Source organism: Oceanobacillus sp. HCA-5259 (assembly GCF_037892815.1).
Lineage (GTDB): Bacteria > Bacillota > Bacilli > Bacillales > Amphibacillaceae > Oceanobacillus > Oceanobacillus indicireducens.
The window spans coordinates 24490-43456 of record NZ_JBBKBV010000032.1 but is presented as its reverse complement, the minus strand read 5'-3'; the positions used below and the strand labels follow the sequence as shown (position 1 = coordinate 43456).

Here is an 18967-nt window from a genome sequence, read left to right as displayed (position 1 = left end):
TTGTTTGCCGTTTCCTAACGGCGACTTTTCTAATATACCACGTTAGAAAAATTATGTCAACAACTTTCTTCAAATCTTTTTCGCTGTTTCCATTTAATCCGTTGCAGCTGTTTTGGCAACGAATATAAATGTATCATGTTTGAGTTTTAAATGCAAGGACATTTTTTTAAAAAATACCTAGAAACTTTTCCTTCCTATATATATTACCTAAGAAACAAATACAAAATAAAATACCCAGCTTACTATGAAAGTAAACTGGATATTCCTTTTATATTTATTTCGTACGCATTTGCGGGAATAACAAGACATCACGAATGGATGGTGCATTGGTCAGTAACATTACTAAACGGTCTATTCCTATTCCTAATCCTCCGGTAGGTGGTAAGCCATATTCTAATGCCTCAATAAAATCTTCATCCATTAAGTGGGCTTCATCGTTTCCTGCATCTCTTTCAGCAACTTGGTCTTCGAAACGTTTGCGTTGTTCCATTGGATCGTTCAATTCACTAAAGGCATTTGCATGTTCACGACCAACAATGAATAGCTCAAAGCGATCTGTGAAACGAGGATCCTCTTTATTTGTTTTTGCTAACGGTGACACTTCTACTGGGTGACCGTAGATAAATGTAGGTTGAATGAGTGTATCTTCTACTTTTTGCTCGAAGAATTCATTTAAAATGTGTCCGAATGTCATATTTTCTGTAATCTTTACATTATGTTCTTTCGCCAACTTACGCGCCTCGTCATCTGACAGTTGCTCACGGAAGTCAACCCCGGTTGCTTCTTTCACCGCATCCGCCATATGGAGTCTCTTCCATTCCGGCTTCAGTTCGATTGTGTAATCTCCATATGTGATTTCGGTAGAGCCGAGCACTTCAAGTGCAATATGAGCAATCATGCTTTCTGTAAGTCGCATAATATCTTCATAGTCTGCATATGCTTCATATAGTTCAATCATCGTAAATTCAGGGTTATGACGGGTAGATACTCCTTCATTACGGAAGACTCGCCCGATTTCATATACTTTCTCCATTCCACCAACGACGAGTCGTTTTAAATGTAACTCGATAGCAATTCGCATGTAAAGTTCAATGTCGAGTGCATTATGATGAGTGATAAATGGACGTGCCGCCGCTCCACCAGGGATACTATGCATCATTGGCGTTTCCACCTCAAGAAATCCTTGGCCATTTAGATATTGTCTCATCGCTTGAATGATTTTACTGCGTAGAATGAAAGTTTCGCGACTTTCAAGATTCGTGATTAAATCTAGGTAACGCTGACGATAACGTTGTTCCACATCTTTTAGCCCATGGTACTTCTCAGGTAGGGGACGTAAAGCTTTCGTCATTAATTGAAGTTCTTCCGCTTGAACAGAAAGTTCTCCGGTATTTGTTTTAAACATTTTACCGGATACCCCAATGATATCTCCAAGATCCAGTGTTTTAAACATTTCATAAACATCATCACCAACCTCGTCTTTACGTACGTAGATTTGGATTTGACCGCTCATATCTTGAATATGCGTGAAGCTCGCTTTCCCTTTGCCGCGTTTTGTCATAATCCGACCTGCGACGACTGCTGGTATAGCTTTTTCCTCTAGCTCTGCTTTAGAAAAAACATCATATTTTTCAATTAAATCCGCTGCTAAATCGGTTCTTTCAAACTTATCACCGAACGGATCAATGCCCCGGTCTTGTAAATCTTTCAACTTATCTCTCCGCACCTGCATTTGTTCTGTAAGTTCTTCTGACACCATCAATCACTCCTGTCTTTGATATATGTAAACAATCAATTATCCTAGAATTTTATTTAAGCGTACCATAACGAAGAAAAACCTACCAGTAAACACCGGCAGAGCCCTTCTTTGAACTAGATCTTCTTTACCGTCTCCAGCTCTTTCTGCGGAAGTTCCGCTAGCTGTTCCCGAACAGTATTACCTGTATCCGGCAAGATAACATCACCTGCAATTTCTGCAAGGGGAACGAGCACAAAGGCACGTTCGGACATGCGCGGATGCGGCAATGTTAAACGGTCTACTGTACTATTTTCTTGATTATAGAGCAAAATGTCAAGGTCTATTGTTCGGGGACCGAAACGGATATCCCGAGTCCGGCCTAGCTTTTCCTCTATTCCTTGTGTCGTATCCAATAACTCAATCGGTTCAAGCAAGGTTTGGATTTCTATTACCATATTTAAAAAATCAGCTTGGTCTAAATAACCGACCGGTTCGGTTTCATAAATCGAGGAACGCTGTTGAATAGCGATTGATTCATGTGCTTCTAGTAAGTTTAAAGCTTCACTCAAATAGAAATCCCGCGGCTCGATATTTGTTCCAAGTGCGATATATACTTTATTCATTATTTTTTCTCCCTATATATTTCTACGGCGACTGAGTGATATTGTCCATCAATCGGAGGATTCGGTTTAATAACCTGGACACGGCAGGCAGATAACAAATGAAAACTTTCGAGTAGACTCTTCGCAATCGTTTCAGCAACTGTTTCAATCAGATTCTTCGGTTCGCCCTCTACAATGCTTTGAACGATATTAAATACTTCTCCGTAATGAACGGAATCCTCCATCGCATCCGTTGTACCGGCCTGCTGCAAATCGAGAAAGAGTTCAAGATCAACCATAAAGCGCTGACCAAGTTTCCGCTCTTCAGGAAATAGACCATGATAACCGTAGAACTGTAATTGCTTCAAAATTATTTTATCCATGATAAGCTCCTTTTCCAAGCATAGCGTCTGTCATCATTGCAAGTTCTGCATTCATTTTGACGTTATGGACCCGCACCATTTGGACACCCTTTACAATTCCGAGGCAAGTTGTTGCCCCTGTGCCAGTATCTCGCTCTGCCGGTGGAACGTCAAGAATATGACCAATCATTCGTTTCCGCGATGTTGCGAGTAACAATGGATAAGAAAGTTCTTGGAATCGCTCTAGCTGCTGCATGACGAGTAAATCATCCTCTCTAGACTTGGCAAAACCAATTCCAGGATCAAGGATAATATTTTCTTTGGGGATACCAGCCGCTTTAGCAATGGCAATACTTTCTCTAAGGTCCTCTAGCATATCCTCAATTAGATTGGTGTAATTTTCATCAGTCCGGTTATGCATCAATATAATTGGTACCTGATGTTTCGCTGCAACTTTAGCAATATCAGGATTTTTCTTTGCTCCCCATATGTCGTTAATGATATCCGCTCCAGCTTCAATTGCCGCTTCAGCTGTATCTGCTTTAAACGTATCTACCGAAATTGGCACATCTACTTTCGCTTTAATTGCTTGAATGACTGGAACAATCCGGAAGATCTCTTCTTCACTCGTAACCGGTATGTGCCCAGGACGAGTCGATTCTCCACCGATATCGATAATATCTGCCCCTTCTTCAACCATTCGAACTGCTTGTGCAACAGCCTTTTCCACCGTAGTATAGCTGCCACCGTCCGAGAAGGAATCAGGGGTTACGTTCAAGATTCCCATAATATGGGTTCGCTCCTGTAAATGCAACTGTTTCGTTCTTGTTTTTAAAATCATACCTTCTCCTTCTCCTCATCATCACTTTATTCCTATATCCTATCATATTCCTAAAACACAGGCATCTGTTTATCACGTATTAACGGTCTGTTATACCCCCACTGGATGAAGTTTCACTTTATTAATTCCCCAAAAACAAAAGAATAGCACCCAACGTAGAGAATGCTAGCATATATAGTTATTCACAGTTTCCACCTCATAACCTTCTATACAAAAAAAGGATTAACAGATTCAATCTGTTAATCCTCGTCATCAAACTTCTTATTCTTCATCAAATTGATATAGTGCGGTGGATAAGTAACGTTCCCCATTGTCTGGTAAAATAGCCAAAACCCTCTTACCCTTACCTAACTTATCTGCAACTTTTAGCGCTGCTGCCACTGCTGCCCCGGAGGAAATTCCGCCGAGAATACCATTTGTAATTGCAAGTTTACGGGATACTTCAAACGCCTCGTCATTCTCAATTTGAATGACCCCATCGTATAGCTCTGTGTCGAGTACTTTCGGTACAAATCCTGCACCTATCCCTTGAATCTTATGCGGGGACGGAGATCCGCCGGATAGCACCGGGGAGTCCTTTGGTTCTACAGCGAATAATTGCACTCCTTCAAAGTGAGATTTCAGCACTCTACCTGCACCTGTAATCGTTCCACCGGTTCCAATACCGGAAATGAATGCGTCAAGACCATCTTTCATTTGACGGATGATCTCTTTTCCTGTTGTTCTTTCATGGATTTCCGGGTTTGCCGGGTTATCGAACTGCTGTGGCATGAAATAGCCGTGCGCTTCCTTCAATTCATTAGCTTTACCGATTGCGCCTTTCATTCCATCCGCGCCCGGTGTAAGAACGAGTTCAGCACCATATGCGCGCAATAGATTACGACGCTCCTGACTCATCGTGTCTGGCATGACAAGAATAGCTTTATACCCTCTTGCCGCTGCTACCATCGCAAGTCCAATTCCAGTGTTTCCGCTTGTCGGCTCGATAATTGTATCTCCGGGCTTTAAATCCCCCGACTCTTCTGCAGCTTCAACCATTGCTACAGCAATCCGGTCTTTTACCGAGCTTCCTGGGTTCATGAATTCAAGTTTTACATAAACATCTGCTGAATCTTCGCCTGTCAGATTGTTTAACTTCACGATTGGTGTTTCACCGATTAATTTGGTAATATCATTTGCCACACGCATGTGATCACTCCTAATCCCTAGCATTTTTGTATGAATTGTTAATTACAATGTATGTTTAATTTATCGATTTGTCAACCATTTTAACGTATTCACTCATTGAATTAGCTGATTCGTTCCATGTTGTGGGCGGACCATGTATTTAGTTACCGTAGAGCCAATCTATTTCATGTTTTTCCCAAAGTGGGGCGGCTTGAAGCGGAAGATTCCCTTCATGCAGGGCAAGTTCATTTTCTACGTAAGGTTTAATTTCCTCATAGCTGAACTTGATTTTCGGAAGAGATTGATGTAAATAGATAATACCGACCCCGTTACCTGTTGTAAAAGGGGTACTATAGGAGTGCTCTTCCATCTCATTTGCAATTTCTTCATAACCATCCGGGAAGAACTGGCTGTTCGTATTGATGAAACCAAGATAGCCCCCGCTATTTTTTGTTTCTTCATCTATGGAATATTCCCTTGCCAGCTGGTCAAAATTCGCTCCCTGTTCAAGCTCCCCATAGATTTTTTCCGCTGTTTCCATATCCGATACAAGAATATGGGATAGCTGCATGGCCGGACTGAAATCATATTGATTCTTATACACGTCATAATACTCTTCCACTTCACCTTCCGGAATGGAAATATCTTCTGTCAGTAAAAACTCAAGCTGGTAGCGATAAACAATCTCTTCCCGCCATTTCTCCTCCGCCTTTGCAAGTTCATCTTCTGCAAGCGGTCCTTGCATGGATGTCAGATAAGCAAGTTCTCTTTCAATGACCTTCTCACTGATTTCAATGTGCTTCTCATTGGCCAATTTGGAAACGAGGTGGCGATCAATTAATGATTGCAGCGTCTTTTCCCCATGGGTTTCGCGAAGAGCAGTCATCCATTCTGCATAAGTTATATCTTCTCCGTCAATCGTTGCAACAGGTTCATTGCTTCTAATGGCCGTTTCTTCACCGTCTTCACTCACAATTACATTCTCATTTTGATTCATGAACAGGAGAGTGGCTATATTTGTAATAAGGAGGACCGTGATAATTCCCCATAATAATTTTCTTGACATACGATTCCCTTTCTCCCTCGTTTATTGTTTCAACTCTTCTAATTCTTCTGTTGTAAAATCATACTTTTCATTACAGAAGTGACAGGTTGCACTTGCTCCACCGTCTTCCTGGATCATGGCATCAATTTCCTCGTTGCCAAGACCGCTTATCGCATTTGCAATTCTTTCTCTTGAGCAGCGGCAGCGGAATTCAAGGGGCATCTTCTCATGAATTGTAAACTCTTCACCTTCGAACAGTTTTTCCAAGAGTTGTTCTGGTGAGTATCCTTCTTCAATCAACTTGGAAATTGGCGGGAACGCTTGAATCTGTTCCTCTAACCGTTCGATTACCTCTTCATCCGCACCAGGCATGACTTGCACAATGAATCCGCCAGCCGCAAGAATGGTATGATCCGGGTTTACTAACACACCTGCTCCGACCGCTGAAGGAACTTGTTCTGATGTCGCAAAATAATACGTGAAATCTTCACTAATTTCGCCTGAAACAATCGGAACCTCGCCTGTAAAATGGTCTCTCAATCCAAGATCTTTCACAACACTTAAATTACCTGACGTTCCTACAGCTCTAGCAACATCCAACTTACCTTTGTCATTTAATTCAAAGTCTACGTGCGGATTCGTAACATAGCCGCGCACATGACCAGATGCATTCGCATCTACTACAATCGCTCCAAGTGGTCCGCCGCCTTCAATTTTAATTGTATTGGAGTTGTCATCTTTTAGCATCGCTCCCATCATAGCAGCAATCGTCAGGGTTCGACCTAATGCAGCAGAGGCTGTTGCCCAAGTATCCTGTCTTCTCCTTGCCTCCTCCACTGTCGCAGTAGATGTTGCTGCATATGCACGGATTCTCCCGTTATAAGCAGTTGTCTTTATTAAATAATCCTTCATGTTCGTATCTCCTTTAACGAATATCTTTTAACCTGCGATAAATAATGTTCAATCCTTTTAGTGTCAGATGGCGATCTACCACATCAATTGTTCGTGAACCCTTCCCGATTAAACCAGATATCCCGCCGGTAGCAATTACCTGAACATCTTGATTAATATCCTCTTTCACTCTGTCAACTATACCATCTACCAAGGATACATAGCCGTTATATATTCCGGACTGCATCGCTTCAACTGTTGATGTTCCAATAACTTTCTCCGTCCCCTTGATTTCAATCTTCGGCAGTTTGGAAGCTTTACTATACAATGCTTCCATGGAAATATTAACTCCCGGAGAAATGATGCCACCGTGATAAGAGCTATTCTCATCGATGTAGCAAAAAGTGGTCGCCGTTCCAAAATCAATCACAATAACCGGCGCCCCGTAATTTTCTATCGCACTTACCGCGTTGACAATCCGGTCTGCCCCGACCTCCTTAGGATTAGGGTAACTCATGTTAATATATTTAGAAATATCCTGCTTCCCTACCACGACTGCATCAATTCCGAAATAATTCCGGCTCATTTTTTCCAGTGCATACATAATCGGTGGTACAACAGAAGAAATGATAACTCCATGGATATCAGAAAACGTGATTCCTTTATAGTCAAACAAGGAATGAATGAGTACGCCGAATTCATCCTCTGTTTTATGGCGATCTGTTTTAATCCGCCACTCATATAGTAGGTTGTCCCCTTCAAAAACCCCTAAAACGGTATTTGTATTCCCCACATCCAGAACAAATAACATAACAATCAAACCTTCCTATTTTTCTATGTTTAAATATAGCATAGGTAACAGTGAAAAAGAAAATCACAGGTACCCAATAGTAATGTTAAGCGCGCTTCAGCTTTTGAAACAAAAAAGCAGCCATATATATTAGCATGGCTGCTTTTTAATTTGTTATTTATCTTTATAATTATTGTCTTCTTCATCTACTGGAGATATTGGTTCTTCGCCCATGATCGGGTCATTGATATGTCGTTTATTCTTGGAGTCGCCTTTAGCTTCATCTGCATGTTCTTCATGCTTTTTCTCCTCGACTTCTTTTTTCACTTCTTCAAAAGATTTCCCGATCTTTTCTCCATCGTCTTCATCTTCTTTTGAATTGATAGAAACCTTCACATCATCTTCGTCCACGATATCTTCCAGTGGTTCTGGTAAAACACCTTTATGGAAAAGAGATTCAATCTGACGGCGGTCGAGTGTTTCGACATCAAGGAGTGTCTGAGCGATTAACTCCAACTGTCCGCGATGCTCAGTAAGGATCTTCTTCGCACGTTCATAACAGTAATTGATGAAGTTCTGCATTTCCTTATCAATTTCATAAGCGATTTTCTCACTGTATGTTTGGTTATTCTGCAAATCACGACCAAGGAACACATTGCCACCGTCCCCACTGGAGAATTGTAGTGGGCCAATTTCATCACTCATACCATACTCGGTAATCATCTTATGAGCGATGCTTGTTGCACGCTGGAAGTCATTATGTGCTCCCGTACTCACTTCGCCAAAGATGATTTCCTCGGCGACACGTCCACCAAGCAGTCCGGTTATCTTATCAAACAGTTCCGGTTTCGTCATGAAGTAACGGTCTTCTTTAGGAAGCATGACCGCATAACCGCCGGCCTGGCCTCGAGGTACAATCGTTACTTTGTGTACGACATCTGCATCGTCAAGTACCATCCCGATTACGGTGTGCCCACTTTCATGATAGGCAACAATATTTCTTTCTTTATCCGAAATAACGCGGCTCTTCTTCGCAACCCCGGCAATCACCCGGTCGGTTGCTTCATCGACATCCAGTGAAGATATCGCTTTTCGGTTATCCCTTGCAGCAACAAGCGCTGCTTCATTTAACAGGTTCTCAAGGTCCGCACCAGAGAAGCCTGGGGTACGCTGGGCAATTACTTTCAAATCGACTGTATTATCCAATGGTTTATTACGTGCGTGAACTTTAAGCACTGCTTCCCGTCCTTTAACATCCGGACGGTCCACCATGATTTGACGGTCGAAACGGCCTGGGCGCAGCAAAGCAGGGTCAAGAATGTCTGCACGGTTTGTAGCTGCGATAATAATGATACCTTCATTTGCGTTAAAGCCATCCATTTCAACAAGCAACTGGTTCAATGTCTGTTCACGTTCATCATGTCCACCACCGAGACCCGTACCACGTTGGCGTCCTACTGCATCAATCTCGTCAATAAAGATGATACATGGCGCATTTTTCTTCGCGTTTTCAAATAGATCACGTACACGGGATGCACCGACCCCGACAAACATTTCAACGAAGTCCGAACCACTAATAGAGAAGAATGGAGTTCCCGCTTCCCCTGCGACGGCACGGGCAAGTAATGTTTTACCTGTTCCTGGCGGTCCTACTAAAAGAACCCCTTTTGGAATTCGAGCACCGACTGCCGTGAATTTACGTGGATCTTTCAGGAATTCCACAACTTCAACTAATTCCTGTTTCTCTTCATCCGCTCCGGCTACGTCTTTGAAACGCACCTTTTCCTTTTCGCCGGAAACCATCTTAGCCTTACTTTTCCCGAAGTTCATCACACGGCCGCCACCGCCGCCACCTTGTGCTTGACTAAGAATGAATAAGAAAAATAGACCTATTAATAGGAAGGGAACTAAAGTCGTAAGGAATGTAACCCATGGACTTGGCCGTTCTTCTTCCTCTGCAGTTAATATACTTTGATCTCTTGCAATTGTTGTAATTTCAGCAATTACATCTGTGTTATCTGGTACTTGGGCAACAAAAGATTGGCCACCATCATTCAATGTACCGAAGAAACGGACGATTCCGTTTGCCGGCTGCAGTGTCAATTCTTTTATTTCACCATTATTTAAAGCACTTATAAATTGCTCCACATCATATTGTTCACTTTCTTCTCCTGGGCCATTTATGATGCCGAATACGCCGATTATGACGAAGAAAATCAGGACCCAAAAGAACACATTACGAAATATCTGACTCATTGCTTACCTCCTCCCATACCGGGAAAAACTATATTACATAGTACCATATGAAAAAGTCATTACACAACTAATTTAGCTTTATCATCCATTTTTATTTTTCAGGACTATTTTTCCTGATAAATCTCTTCTTTTAACACCCCGATATACGGAAGGTTTCGGTAACGTTGGTCATAATCTAAACCATAACCGACGACGAAAGCATCCGGTACTTCAAATCCAACCAAGTCTGCGGATATCGCAGCAGTGCGCCCTGATGGTTTATTCAGCAGGGTTACAATTTTAATAGAATTCGCTTTCCGGTACTTGAAGAGGTCGACTAAATAACTAAGCGTCAGTCCGCTGTCAATAATGTCCTCAATAATAAGCAGGTCGCGCCCTTCTACTTTTGTATCCAAGTCCTTTACAATTTTGACTTCCCCACTTGACTTCGTTCCGCTTCCATAGCTCGACACATCCATAAAATCGAGTTCCACATGGATATCCATGTGGCGAACGAGGTCCGACATAAAGGGTAGAGCACCTTTTAATACACCAATTGCAAGGGGAAACTTGCCATCGTATTCTGTAGAAAGCTGTGCTCCGATTTCTTTACATTTTGCCCGAATTTCTTCTTCTGTAATTAGAATATCCTTTATATCCTTATGCATACTGTCCTTTAGCATCCTTATCCTCCTACTAGTTGCCTTTATCCAATTGAATATATATAAACTGCTTAGCATTTACTTCTCTTCGTACACCTTTTTTTAATCCAATTAACCAAAGTATATGATCATCGTCATCCACGACGATAGGCCACGTTTCACGTTCATGAAGGGGAACTTTTGCATCGATAAAGATATCTTTCAGCTTCTTTGTTCCTTGGAGCCCTTTCCAGCTCATCCGGTCTCCATTTTTACGCGTTCTCACATGAAGAGGTAAGGTAACCTCTTTCGTGGGAATATAGAGCGAGAAGGGGTGGGCTCTATCACGTGTTGCTGTATATGTAGCTGTAAGTACCGATCCGTTTGGCAAGTATGTTTTGCCGGGAATGGTTAAGGTTAGGTTAAAGGACTGCTGCCCGGGATTATTCGCTTCGAAGTAAAGTGTCAGTCTGTCATATGCCCGATTCAGCTTCAAACCGTGCGGGAAATCTAGGGTTGCGTTCCCAGTGCGGCTTTTAATGAGGGTAAGAAATTGCTCCTCATGTTCATAAGAAAGTTGATTGGGTAATATTTCATACAGATAGTTCAATATTAGATGAAAGGCGCGTCTTTGTAAAGATTGGGAGTACTTTTTAAATAAATTAATTTCAACTGTTACCTGCCGCTTTCCCTTTTCAAAAATTACCGCACGTTGAAGTACTTTTTCCGCCTCTTTTTGCAGGAATTCTTCATCTTCCGCAAGCGTCATACTAAGATGCTGTGCTGTCACCTGGATATTTGTATTGCGTTCCTTTAGCAGCGGAACGACATGGTGGCGGTAATAGTTTCTTGTAAAATCACTTTCCAAATTCGTTGCATCGATCCGCGGCTTGATTTCGTTCTCTGCGCAGTAAGATTCTATCGCTTCTTTTGTAACAGCAAGGAGTGGCCGGATAAGCATTCCCCTCCCAATTGGACGTGTAATCGGAATTCCTTGGAAAGCTTGGGAAGATGCAGTCCGAACAAGTTTCATGATAAGCGTTTCCACCTGGTCATCCCCATGATGACCTAAAGCAAGATAGTCGGCTTCAAGATCTGCCATTTTCTCTTCAAAAAACTGATACCGAATTTTTCTTGCTGCGACTTCCGTACTAAGCCGCTCCTTATCCGCAAATGCCTGCACATCAAAGGAGGCACCATGAAACGGGATGCCCCAGCTTGCGCAAATATTCTTCACATAAATAAAGTCATCCTCCGCATCCTTCCCACGCAGCTGGTGATTAAGAGAAAGGGCATGTATATCCAACTCCCATTCCTTCCTCCACTTCACCAACAAATGCAATAGACCGATGGAATCCGGTCCGCCCGAGACTCCGACAAGTACCCGCGCGCCTTTATGTAAAAGCCGATGTTTTTTAATAAAGGATTGTACTTCTTTTTCCATTTCCTCGCTCCGTCCATAATCGATACTGTTCTTATCTTATCATAGTTACCGCTGCCTCTAAAAGCACAATGAGGTAAGGATGGAAAGGATACTAAATAGGAAAATCCACATGGCCTCCGATAAGCCGATTTTCCCTGTTTTACTTCTGCTCTGATTTTTCCGGGAAAAGATAATTTGTTTTAATTCTCGCTGCATTTCAGCACTTGTTGTATATTTGCCGGTAATTGCCTTCTTTAGCACAGGTGCGTAGGGTTGTAGTGCTTTCACTTTATCGATCTTTTTAAATAAAAGATTTGCTCTCTTCGTTTCTGGCCGCGCGAACCGCTGTGGGTAGAAGATTTCGAGGAAGATGATTGCAACCGAGAATAAATCATAGCTTGGTTCAGCTCGTCGGGAACCAAGACCCCAATATCCTCGGTCGTAAAACTCGGTATACTCTTTAATGGCCCGTCCGATTTGTGTCACCCCACCAACATCAATCCAGCGAATCTTCGGTGGCGCTTGGCTAATCAGGAGATTGTCAGTCTTCAAATCCCCAAACACCCAACCTGCTTTATGGAGCTTTTCCAAATCCTCTAAAAGTTGGACCATAAGCAGACCGAGCCAGCTTGCCCCATTTTTCCTGAAAAATTGCTGCATGCTCTCACCTTGCACATATTCCATAACATAGAATGTATATGTTTGCCTGTTCGGTGCAAGCCAATCGTCCACATCTAATAAAGCAGGCCCAAGAAGATTCCCTCGGACCTGCTTTAATGCTTTTAACACATTGACCTCCAAGGTCATCGATGTTTGTTTTTCACTTATTTTGAGAGCAGCTGTCTGTTTCCCGAATTGACAAAGGTAGACAGTACCAATTGCCCCTTCGCCGATCTTCCGTTTGATCAGGTAACTGTTTCCTTTAAATTTCCCTTGAATCTGAGTCCCTGAAGGTATACTAGTAACCTGTTTCTTCCAAGCCCGGTTCATCGCCATGACGAATACTCCTTAATAAACCCTTTTTACCAAACTGATAGATAGCCTCCCGAAGTGCGGGACCGGTCGGAGTGATTCCACCACTGGTTATCTTCGGGAATACCGATGAGATCGAATCAAGCTTCGGTGTCCAATCGAGCACCTTCTGGATATTTTTCCTTTTCCCTGGGAAGCTGTAGATGGTGAAGCGATTTTTTCCCGCCCGGGCATTGAGACTAATGGAGAGATCAATCAAAGCTTCCTTCACCATCTGGAGCTTATGATGCATGCTCGCGCTTGTATCTAGCAAAATCAATACCTCAAGATCAGTAGTTTCCCCCAACTCCTCGACTACTTCAATAATTTCACCGCGTTTTTCGGGTTCGAGGTCCTCAAGGCGCTGGTCTTTTCCAAGAATTTGTTTTAGCTCCTGATTAACAAAACCTTGCAATGTCTCGTTCATCGCTTGCTTCGTCACCATCTGGACAGTCTGGGATAATGCTTCACTATAAACGAGTTGACTTACTCCGCCCCCTGATAGAGCGATATCTTCTACTTCCTCAAGACCATGACTGTCTTCATTCTCATCATGATCAAGAATTCCAATAACGTTCACAGTAATCCCCTGCTCGAAAGCAAGGGCTGCTGTTGCCGCCGGATCCTCTCCGTAGTTCGAGCACCCATCCGTTAACAATAAAATTTGCCTTAATGTTCCTTTTTTCATTACGTTACCCTCCCGTTTCCTAGTTTTACTAGCATCACCAGAAAACAGATAGGATATACTTAGCCAAGTGCTTTATTTAGGCAAAGTGAAACTTCATTCAGTGGCGGGTTCATCCTCCACCGAATATTAGATGAACCAATCGAGCCGTTACAAGTATGTTCAACTCCCTCATAGAATTATAGAACCTTCTTGAAGTGGGAATTTATCAACCAGTTACACTGCGATAAATCGGAACTGACGCCCATTTCGGCTGGTTCTTTTTAATCTTCGCAACAAGAACGGTCATATCATCATCGATTTCTCCCGATTTTGTGCGAATCACCTCCTCTAGTAAAAGATCCGCGATTTCCTGTGGATCTTCCGTCTTCATTTCTTTTAGTGTCCGCTTCAACCAAAGATCTGTATTTTCCACATGTCTAGGACCATCGAACACCCCGTCACTAATCATAATTAACAGATCCCCAGAAATGAGCTGGTCACTTACAATATCAATATCAACATCGTGGAGAATCCCCATCGGTAAATTACCCGCTTCTATCTTTAATATTTCATCCCCCCGTTTCACAAAGCTTGGTGATGCACTAACCTTAAGGAACTTCACCATCGCATGGTTCAGATCAATAACAGCTAGATCCAACGTGGCAAACATTTCATCAGTTGTGCGCAGGGCAAGTATCGAATTGATCGATTTAATCGCCACTTTTTCCGGAATACCGATTTGTAAGATTTGCTGAAGCAGACGAAGCGTTTCCTCACTCTCCTCATGGGCTCTTCTACCATTTCCCATCCCGTCACTAATCGCCATGGCATACTTTCCTTCACCAAGTTCCATCGTTTTAAAGCTATCACCGGAAATGAAGCCACCACCTTTCGCCGCATTGGCTGCTCCTGTTTCCACAATATATTCTTTCGCTGACCCGAAAGACAAGTAGCTGTACCCATTTGGGAATGGTGAGATTTCTTCATCTTTTACAACGATCATTTCCCCCAAAATATCTGTCAGTACGGGAGCAATGAGTTTCTCCCCTTCCCCATGATAATCATAGAAGGAGACCATTATTTCAATATCGACACTCCCTTTATTCAGCTGATAGATATCCAATTTTTCCAATTCAATACCGAGTCCTTTTAATGCTTCGATAATTTGCAGTTCTTGTTTTTCATGATGTTCCCTTTCTTTTAAAATCTCATTGGCAAAGTCATCCATCACTTCAGAGACACCAAATAGTTGATCGGCCACAATTCGCTTGCTTTCCAAGACCTGTCTCCTGAGGTGATCGTTCGCCATATAGAACGTCATCTCCTCCTTCATGACTTCAAGCGTTTTCTTCGATTTGACACAATGATTCTCAAACTCCTTTCTGATTTTCAAGCTCGGTTCTTGATTTTTCGCATAGGCTTCCTTGACCCCCTCCATAAGCTGATACGTTTTATCGAAATCCTTCTCCCAGCAGCGTTCCTTCATGAAGCAACTCTGGCATGTCCTTTCCGTCACCTGACTAAGAAATTGATCGGTATCCCGTTTCTTTGCCAAGTGACTGGATGGATCACTTTCACCCACGGCGAAACTGCGGGCAAGTGCATCGAACACACCGGAAAACTGTTTCACCCGTTTTGCCGTCACATCACGCACCTTCTGAGAGTATTGCTGCTGTTCCTGTGCATGTTCTTCCGTTCCTGGTATGTAACGAGAGATACTTGAAAACCAGCTTGCCGGTGTAATAAAGAAGAGGAAAATAGCAATAAATGACTCGGTTAGCGAATGGGCTAAGGTAAAACTCTCTCCGTAGATGACGATAAGTAAAGTCCCGACCAATAAACCGGCTGCGACACCAAACTTCCTCCCTTCTTTTAATAAACCTCCTAATAGTCCCGAAAAAGCTAGTAAACTCATCTGAAATAGATTGGCCACATTGGCAAGGGATAAAATTAAACCGACAACGACACCGACAGTAGATCCGATCGCTGCCCCGCCGACATAAGCAAAGACTAAAACAAAGTAACGGGCAAATATTTGCTCTAATGCAGCTCCGTAGATAACCCAGCCAATTGTGCCGGTTAAAATCGAGGCAATTAAAATAATCATACAGACAATCTCTTCATTTCTTAGAGCCGGTTTATATCTTTTTGGTGATAATAAAGGAATGCTCTGCATAAAGATAAGTACAAGCACCGCACCAAGCACACCTTCCACAACAATGAGTAGCCATTCATAAGACGTTATGGGTCCCTGCAGCGAATATAAGAAAATACGCGGCAGCATCGTCGCAAACCCAACTGCAAAAGGAAGTATTAATTTCTCCCTGTTAAGTTGCATGAATATCGCGAGAAGGATTAGAAATACAAGAACAGAAAGCATAATGAACCCAGTGTGTTCAAATGAATAAGTCACCGCTCCTAAAGAAATGGCTAACAGCGCATGTAACGTTTTCTTACGTTGCATCAGCCATACACTTGCAAGAAATGCTAGAGCAAACGGAGAAACTGCTGATAAAATGACTGCCCTCCCCAGTAAAAAGCCTATCATCACTAACAACAGGCCTCGATCGATAAACAATACTTTCGCCTTTGTTTTCCATGGATGCTGTTTCTTCTTCTGGACCTTTTCTTTCCAACCGACATACCCCGCCGGTTCCACCGATTGCATCATTCACCATCACTCCATTCTTTTCTGTTTAGTAAACCATATTCAGAAAACTTTTGTTGTCAAAATTTCAGTGCTCGTCCTAAAAATCGTTCGACGGAAAGAGATAAAGAACCCAAGATTAAGGCACGAACGCCTGTCTGCTTCTAATCTAGTAAACTCGATGGCAGCAGCGAGAAGTCGGTAGAATGGAAGCGGCCAGAAATCTGCAGAAATGATGAATGTTTGACGAATAAGTGGGAAAGAAGGAGCTAGGCGTGTGAGATTCGGGCCGGTATTTGTGAACTTCGATATTTTAGTTGTTAACTTCAGCGAATACTTTTTGAACTTCAGCATCTTCATGATGAACTTCAGCAATACCACTGTGAACTTCAACATTCTTTAAAAAATCATTGACATAACCTTATTCTTGTTGTATTATAAATCTCGTTGACAATTTTGGCGGCGTAGCTCAGCTGGCGAGAGCGTACGGTTCATACCCGTAAGGTCGTGGGTTCAATCCCCTCCGCCGCTATATCCAAAAGTAAAAAAGACCGGTTAGGGACTGACGAATTGGACTGTGGTGCAGGAAGATAAAGGAAACACGGTGAGGCAACGAACCGATGTTGACTTATCGACCGGAAGCACAGGAAATTCGTGCAGTCCCTGGTCTTTTTTACTAGACGATTCAAAAGTAAAAAAGACCGTTTAGGGATTTCCACACAAATCCCTAAACGGTCTTTTTCAATCTCCCAAACAAAGAGCCAATAAAAACACAAAGCAGCAGACCCATCTTCTAGATGAATCTGCTGCTTCTCTATCACAGAGCATTGTAATTTCCTTCGGGCAGCAAACTTATTAACCGCGCTTAGCACCTCGACCTCCACGCTTGGATTCCGTATGCTTCTTAAGTGAGGCTAGACGATCTTCAGAATCCTTAAGGAAACGACTCATTTTCGATTCGAAACTTTCTTGACGCTCTTTTACATTCTTTTGGCGAACCGGACGTTCCTTTGCCTTCTTGATTGATAGGCCGATTTTACCATCCTTCTCGACATTGATTACTTTAACTTCAACAGTATCGCCAACACTTAAGTGATCGTTAATGTCCTTTACATAATTGTCAGCAACCTCACTAATGTGGACCAAGCCTGTTTTACCTTTCTCGAGCTCAACAAACGCTCCAAAATTTGTGATTCCTGTAACCTTACCTTGCAGCTTGCTGCCTACTTCGATTGACATAAAAAAAATGCTCCTCCTTAAAAGTTTGAGTGAAATTCTCTACATATAGTATATGTCTGTTCATGTAAAGTGTCAATATGACGGGTCTTCATTCGGAAGTTTAAAGATCAATTCTCCCTTTTTTGTAAAAAAGTAATTCGTTCTAGCGATATCCAAAACGTATTCTTCATCATTTAATAGTTCAATTTCCTCAAGCAGTTGTTCTTCTTCCTGCTGTAACCCCGCTAACTCGGATTGCAGCTGCTCGTATTCCTCCGTTTTTTCGGCATGTAGTGCCCGTTGGTTCCAATGATAGACTCCCATAAAACCAATAATCAACACGGTCACAAGGGAAGATAGAACAAGACGACGAATTAAGCGCTGCTTCTTGCGTTTCTGTCTTTCTATGTATGCATCATACTGTTGTACATAGCTCGAATCTAATCTCGTTACCCTTTCTCTTTCTGCGGACAATCATCCTACCTCCTTTTAAACGTGGCATACTTTAAGCCCTTTTTTAATATATCTCTTATTGTACTATAAATTGGATATAATTTGTGTAAAAATTTAATAAGATTTTCAGGAATGAGGGGTTTAAGTAGCTTTCCGATTAATAGGAACGGAAATAGGATAACTTTCAATAAAATTGCCAGTATCTTTACTATCATATTTAAAAGAAATAGGATGATGCTAGCACTTAGAAGAAATATCCATTTAATCGGTGTGACAATAAGAATGAAGAATACTTGTTTGAAAAACCTAAAAACCGCACGAAATACCGAAATTAATCGTTCCAGCCCCTGCCGGTAGACAGTTTTCAATAAGGCTTGATAAAATGAGAAACCTAACAGACAAGCTAAAAATATATAAAAGCGAATTTCCCCTGAATTGACAAGAAATAAAAGATAGAAAATAATAAGAGTCTGTAAAAGCCAAAAACCAATTTCAAAAGAATAGCTGATGATTGGTCGCTTTTTCCAATGAACAGAAATACGCCGGAACGTGTCCTGGGCAAGCCCTAAGTAAATTCCACTTAGCACCATAACAGCCATTGTCGTAAATTGCACGGAGAGCGTCATCGGAATAACTTGCTAAGGAATCCCTTAGCTTTCTCCCCGCTTGCTTCATCAATATAGGAAAACTCATAAATTTTTCCTTTTATCGTTACATTGCCAGCATTGACATCAAGGTTTTTCAACTGAAGGTTTTGTCCGCGGATGATGAGATAGCCTTGCACAGTTTCTAGTAGAAATTCTTCATTATCAAAGCTATCGACTTCCTTGACGCCACTTATTTCAAGCGTTTTGCGGTTCACGAGTCTTACCTGATGGTCTAAATCTGTCCGATTATTATTAGATGGATAATTCCCTAATTCATTCATAAAAAAACCTCCTTCTCATTGTAATTTATGAGAGGAGGGACAAGTATAGAACTTATATTTTTTCTTCTTTTATGACGGTATATAATGTTTCTGCTTCGCCCTTTCTTACCGTTTCCCTTGTATCGTTCACTTGGACAGTGACAAGCTTCTGTCCAAATTCGATCGTGAGGGTGTCACCAGGGGCAATCGTCGTCGATGCCTTCGCTTGATTCCCATTCACTGCAATCCTGCCTTGTTCAGCAACTTCTTTTGCAAGTGTCCGACGTTTAATCAACCGGGATACTTTTAAAAATTTATCCAAACGCATT

Annotated in this window: 19 protein-coding genes and 1 tRNA gene; 1 reads left to right on the top strand and 19 read right to left on the bottom strand. The window is 42.1% G+C overall.

Annotation, left to right across the window (positions count from 1 at the left end):
- Positions 1-274 precede the first annotated feature (274 nt).
- The 14 genes from lysS to spoIIE form a co-directional block, all read right to left on the bottom strand.
- Complete coding sequence (lysS, locus tag WKU33_RS15045; protein ID WP_156857398.1) at positions 275-1759, bottom strand: lysine--tRNA ligase; 1485 nt, start codon at positions 1757-1759, stop codon at positions 275-277.
- A 113-nt stretch (positions 1760-1872) separates the two neighbouring features.
- The gene (gene folK, locus WKU33_RS15040; protein ID WP_156857399.1) at positions 1873-2361 is read right to left on the bottom strand and encodes a 2-amino-4-hydroxy-6-hydroxymethyldihydropteridine diphosphokinase; all 489 of its coding nucleotides are present in this window, start codon (positions 2359-2361) and stop codon (positions 1873-1875) included.
- Entirely contained in the window at positions 2361-2723 is a 363-nt protein-coding gene (folB, locus tag WKU33_RS15035) for a dihydroneopterin aldolase (RefSeq protein WP_156857400.1), read from the bottom strand. Before folB ends, folK begins: the two co-directional genes overlap by 1 nt.
- The gene (folP, locus tag WKU33_RS15030) at positions 2716-3543 is read right to left on the bottom strand and encodes a dihydropteroate synthase (RefSeq protein WP_156857401.1); all 828 of its coding nucleotides are present in this window, start codon (positions 3541-3543) and stop codon (positions 2716-2718) included. Before folP ends, folB begins: the two co-directional genes overlap by 8 nt.
- A gap of 261 nt (positions 3544-3804) precedes the next feature.
- The gene (gene cysK / locus WKU33_RS15025; protein ID WP_340455363.1) at positions 3805-4731 is read right to left on the bottom strand and encodes a cysteine synthase A; all 927 of its coding nucleotides are present in this window, start codon (positions 4729-4731) and stop codon (positions 3805-3807) included.
- A 139-nt stretch (positions 4732-4870) separates the two neighbouring features.
- On the bottom strand, positions 4871-5776 hold the full coding sequence (locus WKU33_RS15020; protein ID WP_340455362.1) for a peptidylprolyl isomerase: 906 nt from the start codon (positions 5774-5776) through the stop codon (positions 4871-4873).
- 21 nt (positions 5777-5797) lie between these two features.
- Positions 5798-6667 (bottom strand): Hsp33 family molecular chaperone HslO, encoded by an 870-nt coding sequence (gene hslO, locus WKU33_RS15015; protein ID WP_156857404.1) that lies wholly within the window; start codon positions 6665-6667, stop codon positions 5798-5800.
- A 13-nt stretch (positions 6668-6680) separates the two neighbouring features.
- On the bottom strand, positions 6681-7457 hold the full coding sequence (locus WKU33_RS15010; RefSeq protein WP_156857405.1) for a type III pantothenate kinase: 777 nt from the start codon (positions 7455-7457) through the stop codon (positions 6681-6683).
- Between the two features lie 153 nt (positions 7458-7610).
- Entirely contained in the window at positions 7611-9692 is a 2082-nt protein-coding gene (ftsH, locus tag WKU33_RS15005; protein WP_156857406.1) for an ATP-dependent zinc metalloprotease FtsH, read from the bottom strand.
- A 104-nt stretch (positions 9693-9796) separates the two neighbouring features.
- Complete coding sequence (gene hpt, locus WKU33_RS15000; RefSeq protein ID WP_156857445.1) at positions 9797-10339, bottom strand: hypoxanthine phosphoribosyltransferase; 543 nt, start codon at positions 10337-10339, stop codon at positions 9797-9799.
- 28 nt (positions 10340-10367) lie between these two features.
- Positions 10368-11756 (bottom strand): tRNA lysidine(34) synthetase TilS, encoded by a 1389-nt coding sequence (gene tilS, locus WKU33_RS14995; RefSeq protein ID WP_156857407.1) that lies wholly within the window; start codon positions 11754-11756, stop codon positions 10368-10370.
- Between the two features lie 57 nt (positions 11757-11813).
- Positions 11814-12731 (bottom strand): protein kinase domain-containing protein, encoded by a 918-nt coding sequence (locus tag WKU33_RS14990; protein WP_156857408.1) that lies wholly within the window; start codon positions 12729-12731, stop codon positions 11814-11816.
- Positions 12694-13434 (bottom strand): VWA domain-containing protein, encoded by a 741-nt coding sequence (locus tag WKU33_RS14985; RefSeq protein ID WP_188858596.1) that lies wholly within the window; start codon positions 13432-13434, stop codon positions 12694-12696. Before WKU33_RS14985 ends, WKU33_RS14990 begins: the two co-directional genes overlap by 38 nt.
- 205 nt (positions 13435-13639) lie before the next feature.
- A complete protein-coding gene (gene spoIIE / locus WKU33_RS14980; RefSeq protein WP_156857410.1) occupies positions 13640-16084 on the bottom strand; it encodes a stage II sporulation protein E in 2445 nt (814 codons plus the stop codon).
- A 434-nt stretch (positions 16085-16518) separates the two neighbouring features.
- On the opposite strand from spoIIE, the gene WKU33_RS14975 reads away from it, so the two are divergent.
- Positions 16519-16592: transfer RNA gene (locus tag WKU33_RS14975), tRNA-Met, on the top strand.
- A 323-nt stretch (positions 16593-16915) separates the two neighbouring features.
- Here the strand turns inward: WKU33_RS14975 and WKU33_RS14970 are convergent.
- The 5 genes from WKU33_RS14970 to WKU33_RS14950 all read right to left on the bottom strand — a co-directional run bounded on the left by WKU33_RS14970 (position 16916) and on the right by WKU33_RS14950 (position 18966).
- The gene (locus tag WKU33_RS14970) at positions 16916-17299 is read right to left on the bottom strand and encodes a S1 domain-containing RNA-binding protein (protein ID WP_156857411.1); all 384 of its coding nucleotides are present in this window, start codon (positions 17297-17299) and stop codon (positions 16916-16918) included.
- A 72-nt stretch (positions 17300-17371) separates the two neighbouring features.
- On the bottom strand, positions 17372-17752 hold the full coding sequence (locus WKU33_RS14965) for a septum formation initiator family protein (RefSeq protein ID WP_336252832.1): 381 nt from the start codon (positions 17750-17752) through the stop codon (positions 17372-17374).
- A gap of 5 nt (positions 17753-17757) precedes the next feature.
- Positions 17758-18357: a spore cortex biosynthesis protein YabQ gene (gene yabQ, locus WKU33_RS14960; RefSeq protein WP_336253658.1), complete on the bottom strand. Its 600-nt coding sequence runs from the start codon at positions 18355-18357 to the stop codon at positions 17758-17760.
- Positions 18354-18659: a sporulation protein YabP gene (gene yabP / locus WKU33_RS14955; protein WP_156857414.1), complete on the bottom strand. Its 306-nt coding sequence runs from the start codon at positions 18657-18659 to the stop codon at positions 18354-18356. Before yabP ends, yabQ begins: the two co-directional genes overlap by 4 nt.
- Before the next feature lie 52 nt (positions 18660-18711).
- Positions 18712-18966 (bottom strand): RNA-binding S4 domain-containing protein, encoded by a 255-nt coding sequence (locus tag WKU33_RS14950; RefSeq protein WP_336252831.1) that lies wholly within the window; start codon positions 18964-18966, stop codon positions 18712-18714.
- Position 18967 lies beyond the last annotated feature (1 nt).

Coding starts and splice junctions, on each gene's coding strand:
- lysS (WP_156857398.1), bottom strand. CDS start 1,759: ATGGTGTCAGAAGAACTTACAGAACAAATGCAGGTGCGGAGAGATAAG.
- folK (WP_156857399.1), bottom strand. CDS start 2,361: ATGAATAAAGTATATATCGCACTTGGAACAAATATCGAGCCGCGGGAT.
- folB (WP_156857400.1), bottom strand. CDS start 2,723: ATGGATAAAATAATTTTGAAGCAATTACAGTTCTACGGTTATCATGGT.
- folP (WP_156857401.1), bottom strand. CDS start 3,543: ATGATTTTAAAAACAAGAACGAAACAGTTGCATTTACAGGAGCGAACC.
- cysK (WP_340455363.1), bottom strand. CDS start 4,731: ATGCGTGTGGCAAATGATATTACCAAATTAATCGGTGAAACACCAATC.
- WKU33_RS15020 (WP_340455362.1), bottom strand. CDS start 5,776: ATGTCAAGAAAATTATTATGGGGAATTATCACGGTCCTCCTTATTACA.
- hslO (WP_156857404.1), bottom strand. CDS start 6,667: ATGAAGGATTATTTAATAAAGACAACTGCTTATAACGGGAGAATCCGT.
- WKU33_RS15010 (WP_156857405.1), bottom strand. CDS start 7,457: ATGTTATTTGTTCTGGATGTGGGGAATACAAATACCGTTTTAGGGGTT.
- ftsH (WP_156857406.1), bottom strand. CDS start 9,692: ATGAGTCAGATATTTCGTAATGTGTTCTTTTGGGTCCTGATTTTCTTC.
- hpt (WP_156857445.1), bottom strand. CDS start 10,339: ATGCATAAGGATATAAAGGATATTCTAATTACAGAAGAAGAAATTCGG.
- tilS (WP_156857407.1), bottom strand. CDS start 11,756: ATGGAAAAAGAAGTACAATCCTTTATTAAAAAACATCGGCTTTTACAT.
- WKU33_RS14990 (WP_156857408.1), bottom strand. CDS start 12,731: ATGGCGATGAACCGGGCTTGGAAGAAACAGGTTACTAGTATACCTTCA.
- WKU33_RS14985 (WP_188858596.1), bottom strand. CDS start 13,434: ATGAAAAAAGGAACATTAAGGCAAATTTTATTGTTAACGGATGGGTGC.
- spoIIE (WP_156857410.1), bottom strand. CDS start 16,084: ATGATGCAATCGGTGGAACCGGCGGGGTATGTCGGTTGGAAAGAAAAG.
- WKU33_RS14970 (WP_156857411.1), bottom strand. CDS start 17,299: ATGTCAATCGAAGTAGGCAGCAAGCTGCAAGGTAAGGTTACAGGAATC.
- yabQ (WP_336253658.1), bottom strand. CDS start 18,357: ATGACGCTCTCCGTGCAATTTACGACAATGGCTGTTATGGTGCTAAGT.
- yabP (WP_156857414.1), bottom strand. CDS start 18,659: ATGAATGAATTAGGGAATTATCCATCTAATAATAATCGGACAGATTTA.
- WKU33_RS14950 (WP_336252831.1), bottom strand. CDS start 18,966: ATGCGTTTGGATAAATTTTTAAAAGTATCCCGGTTGATTAAACGTCGG.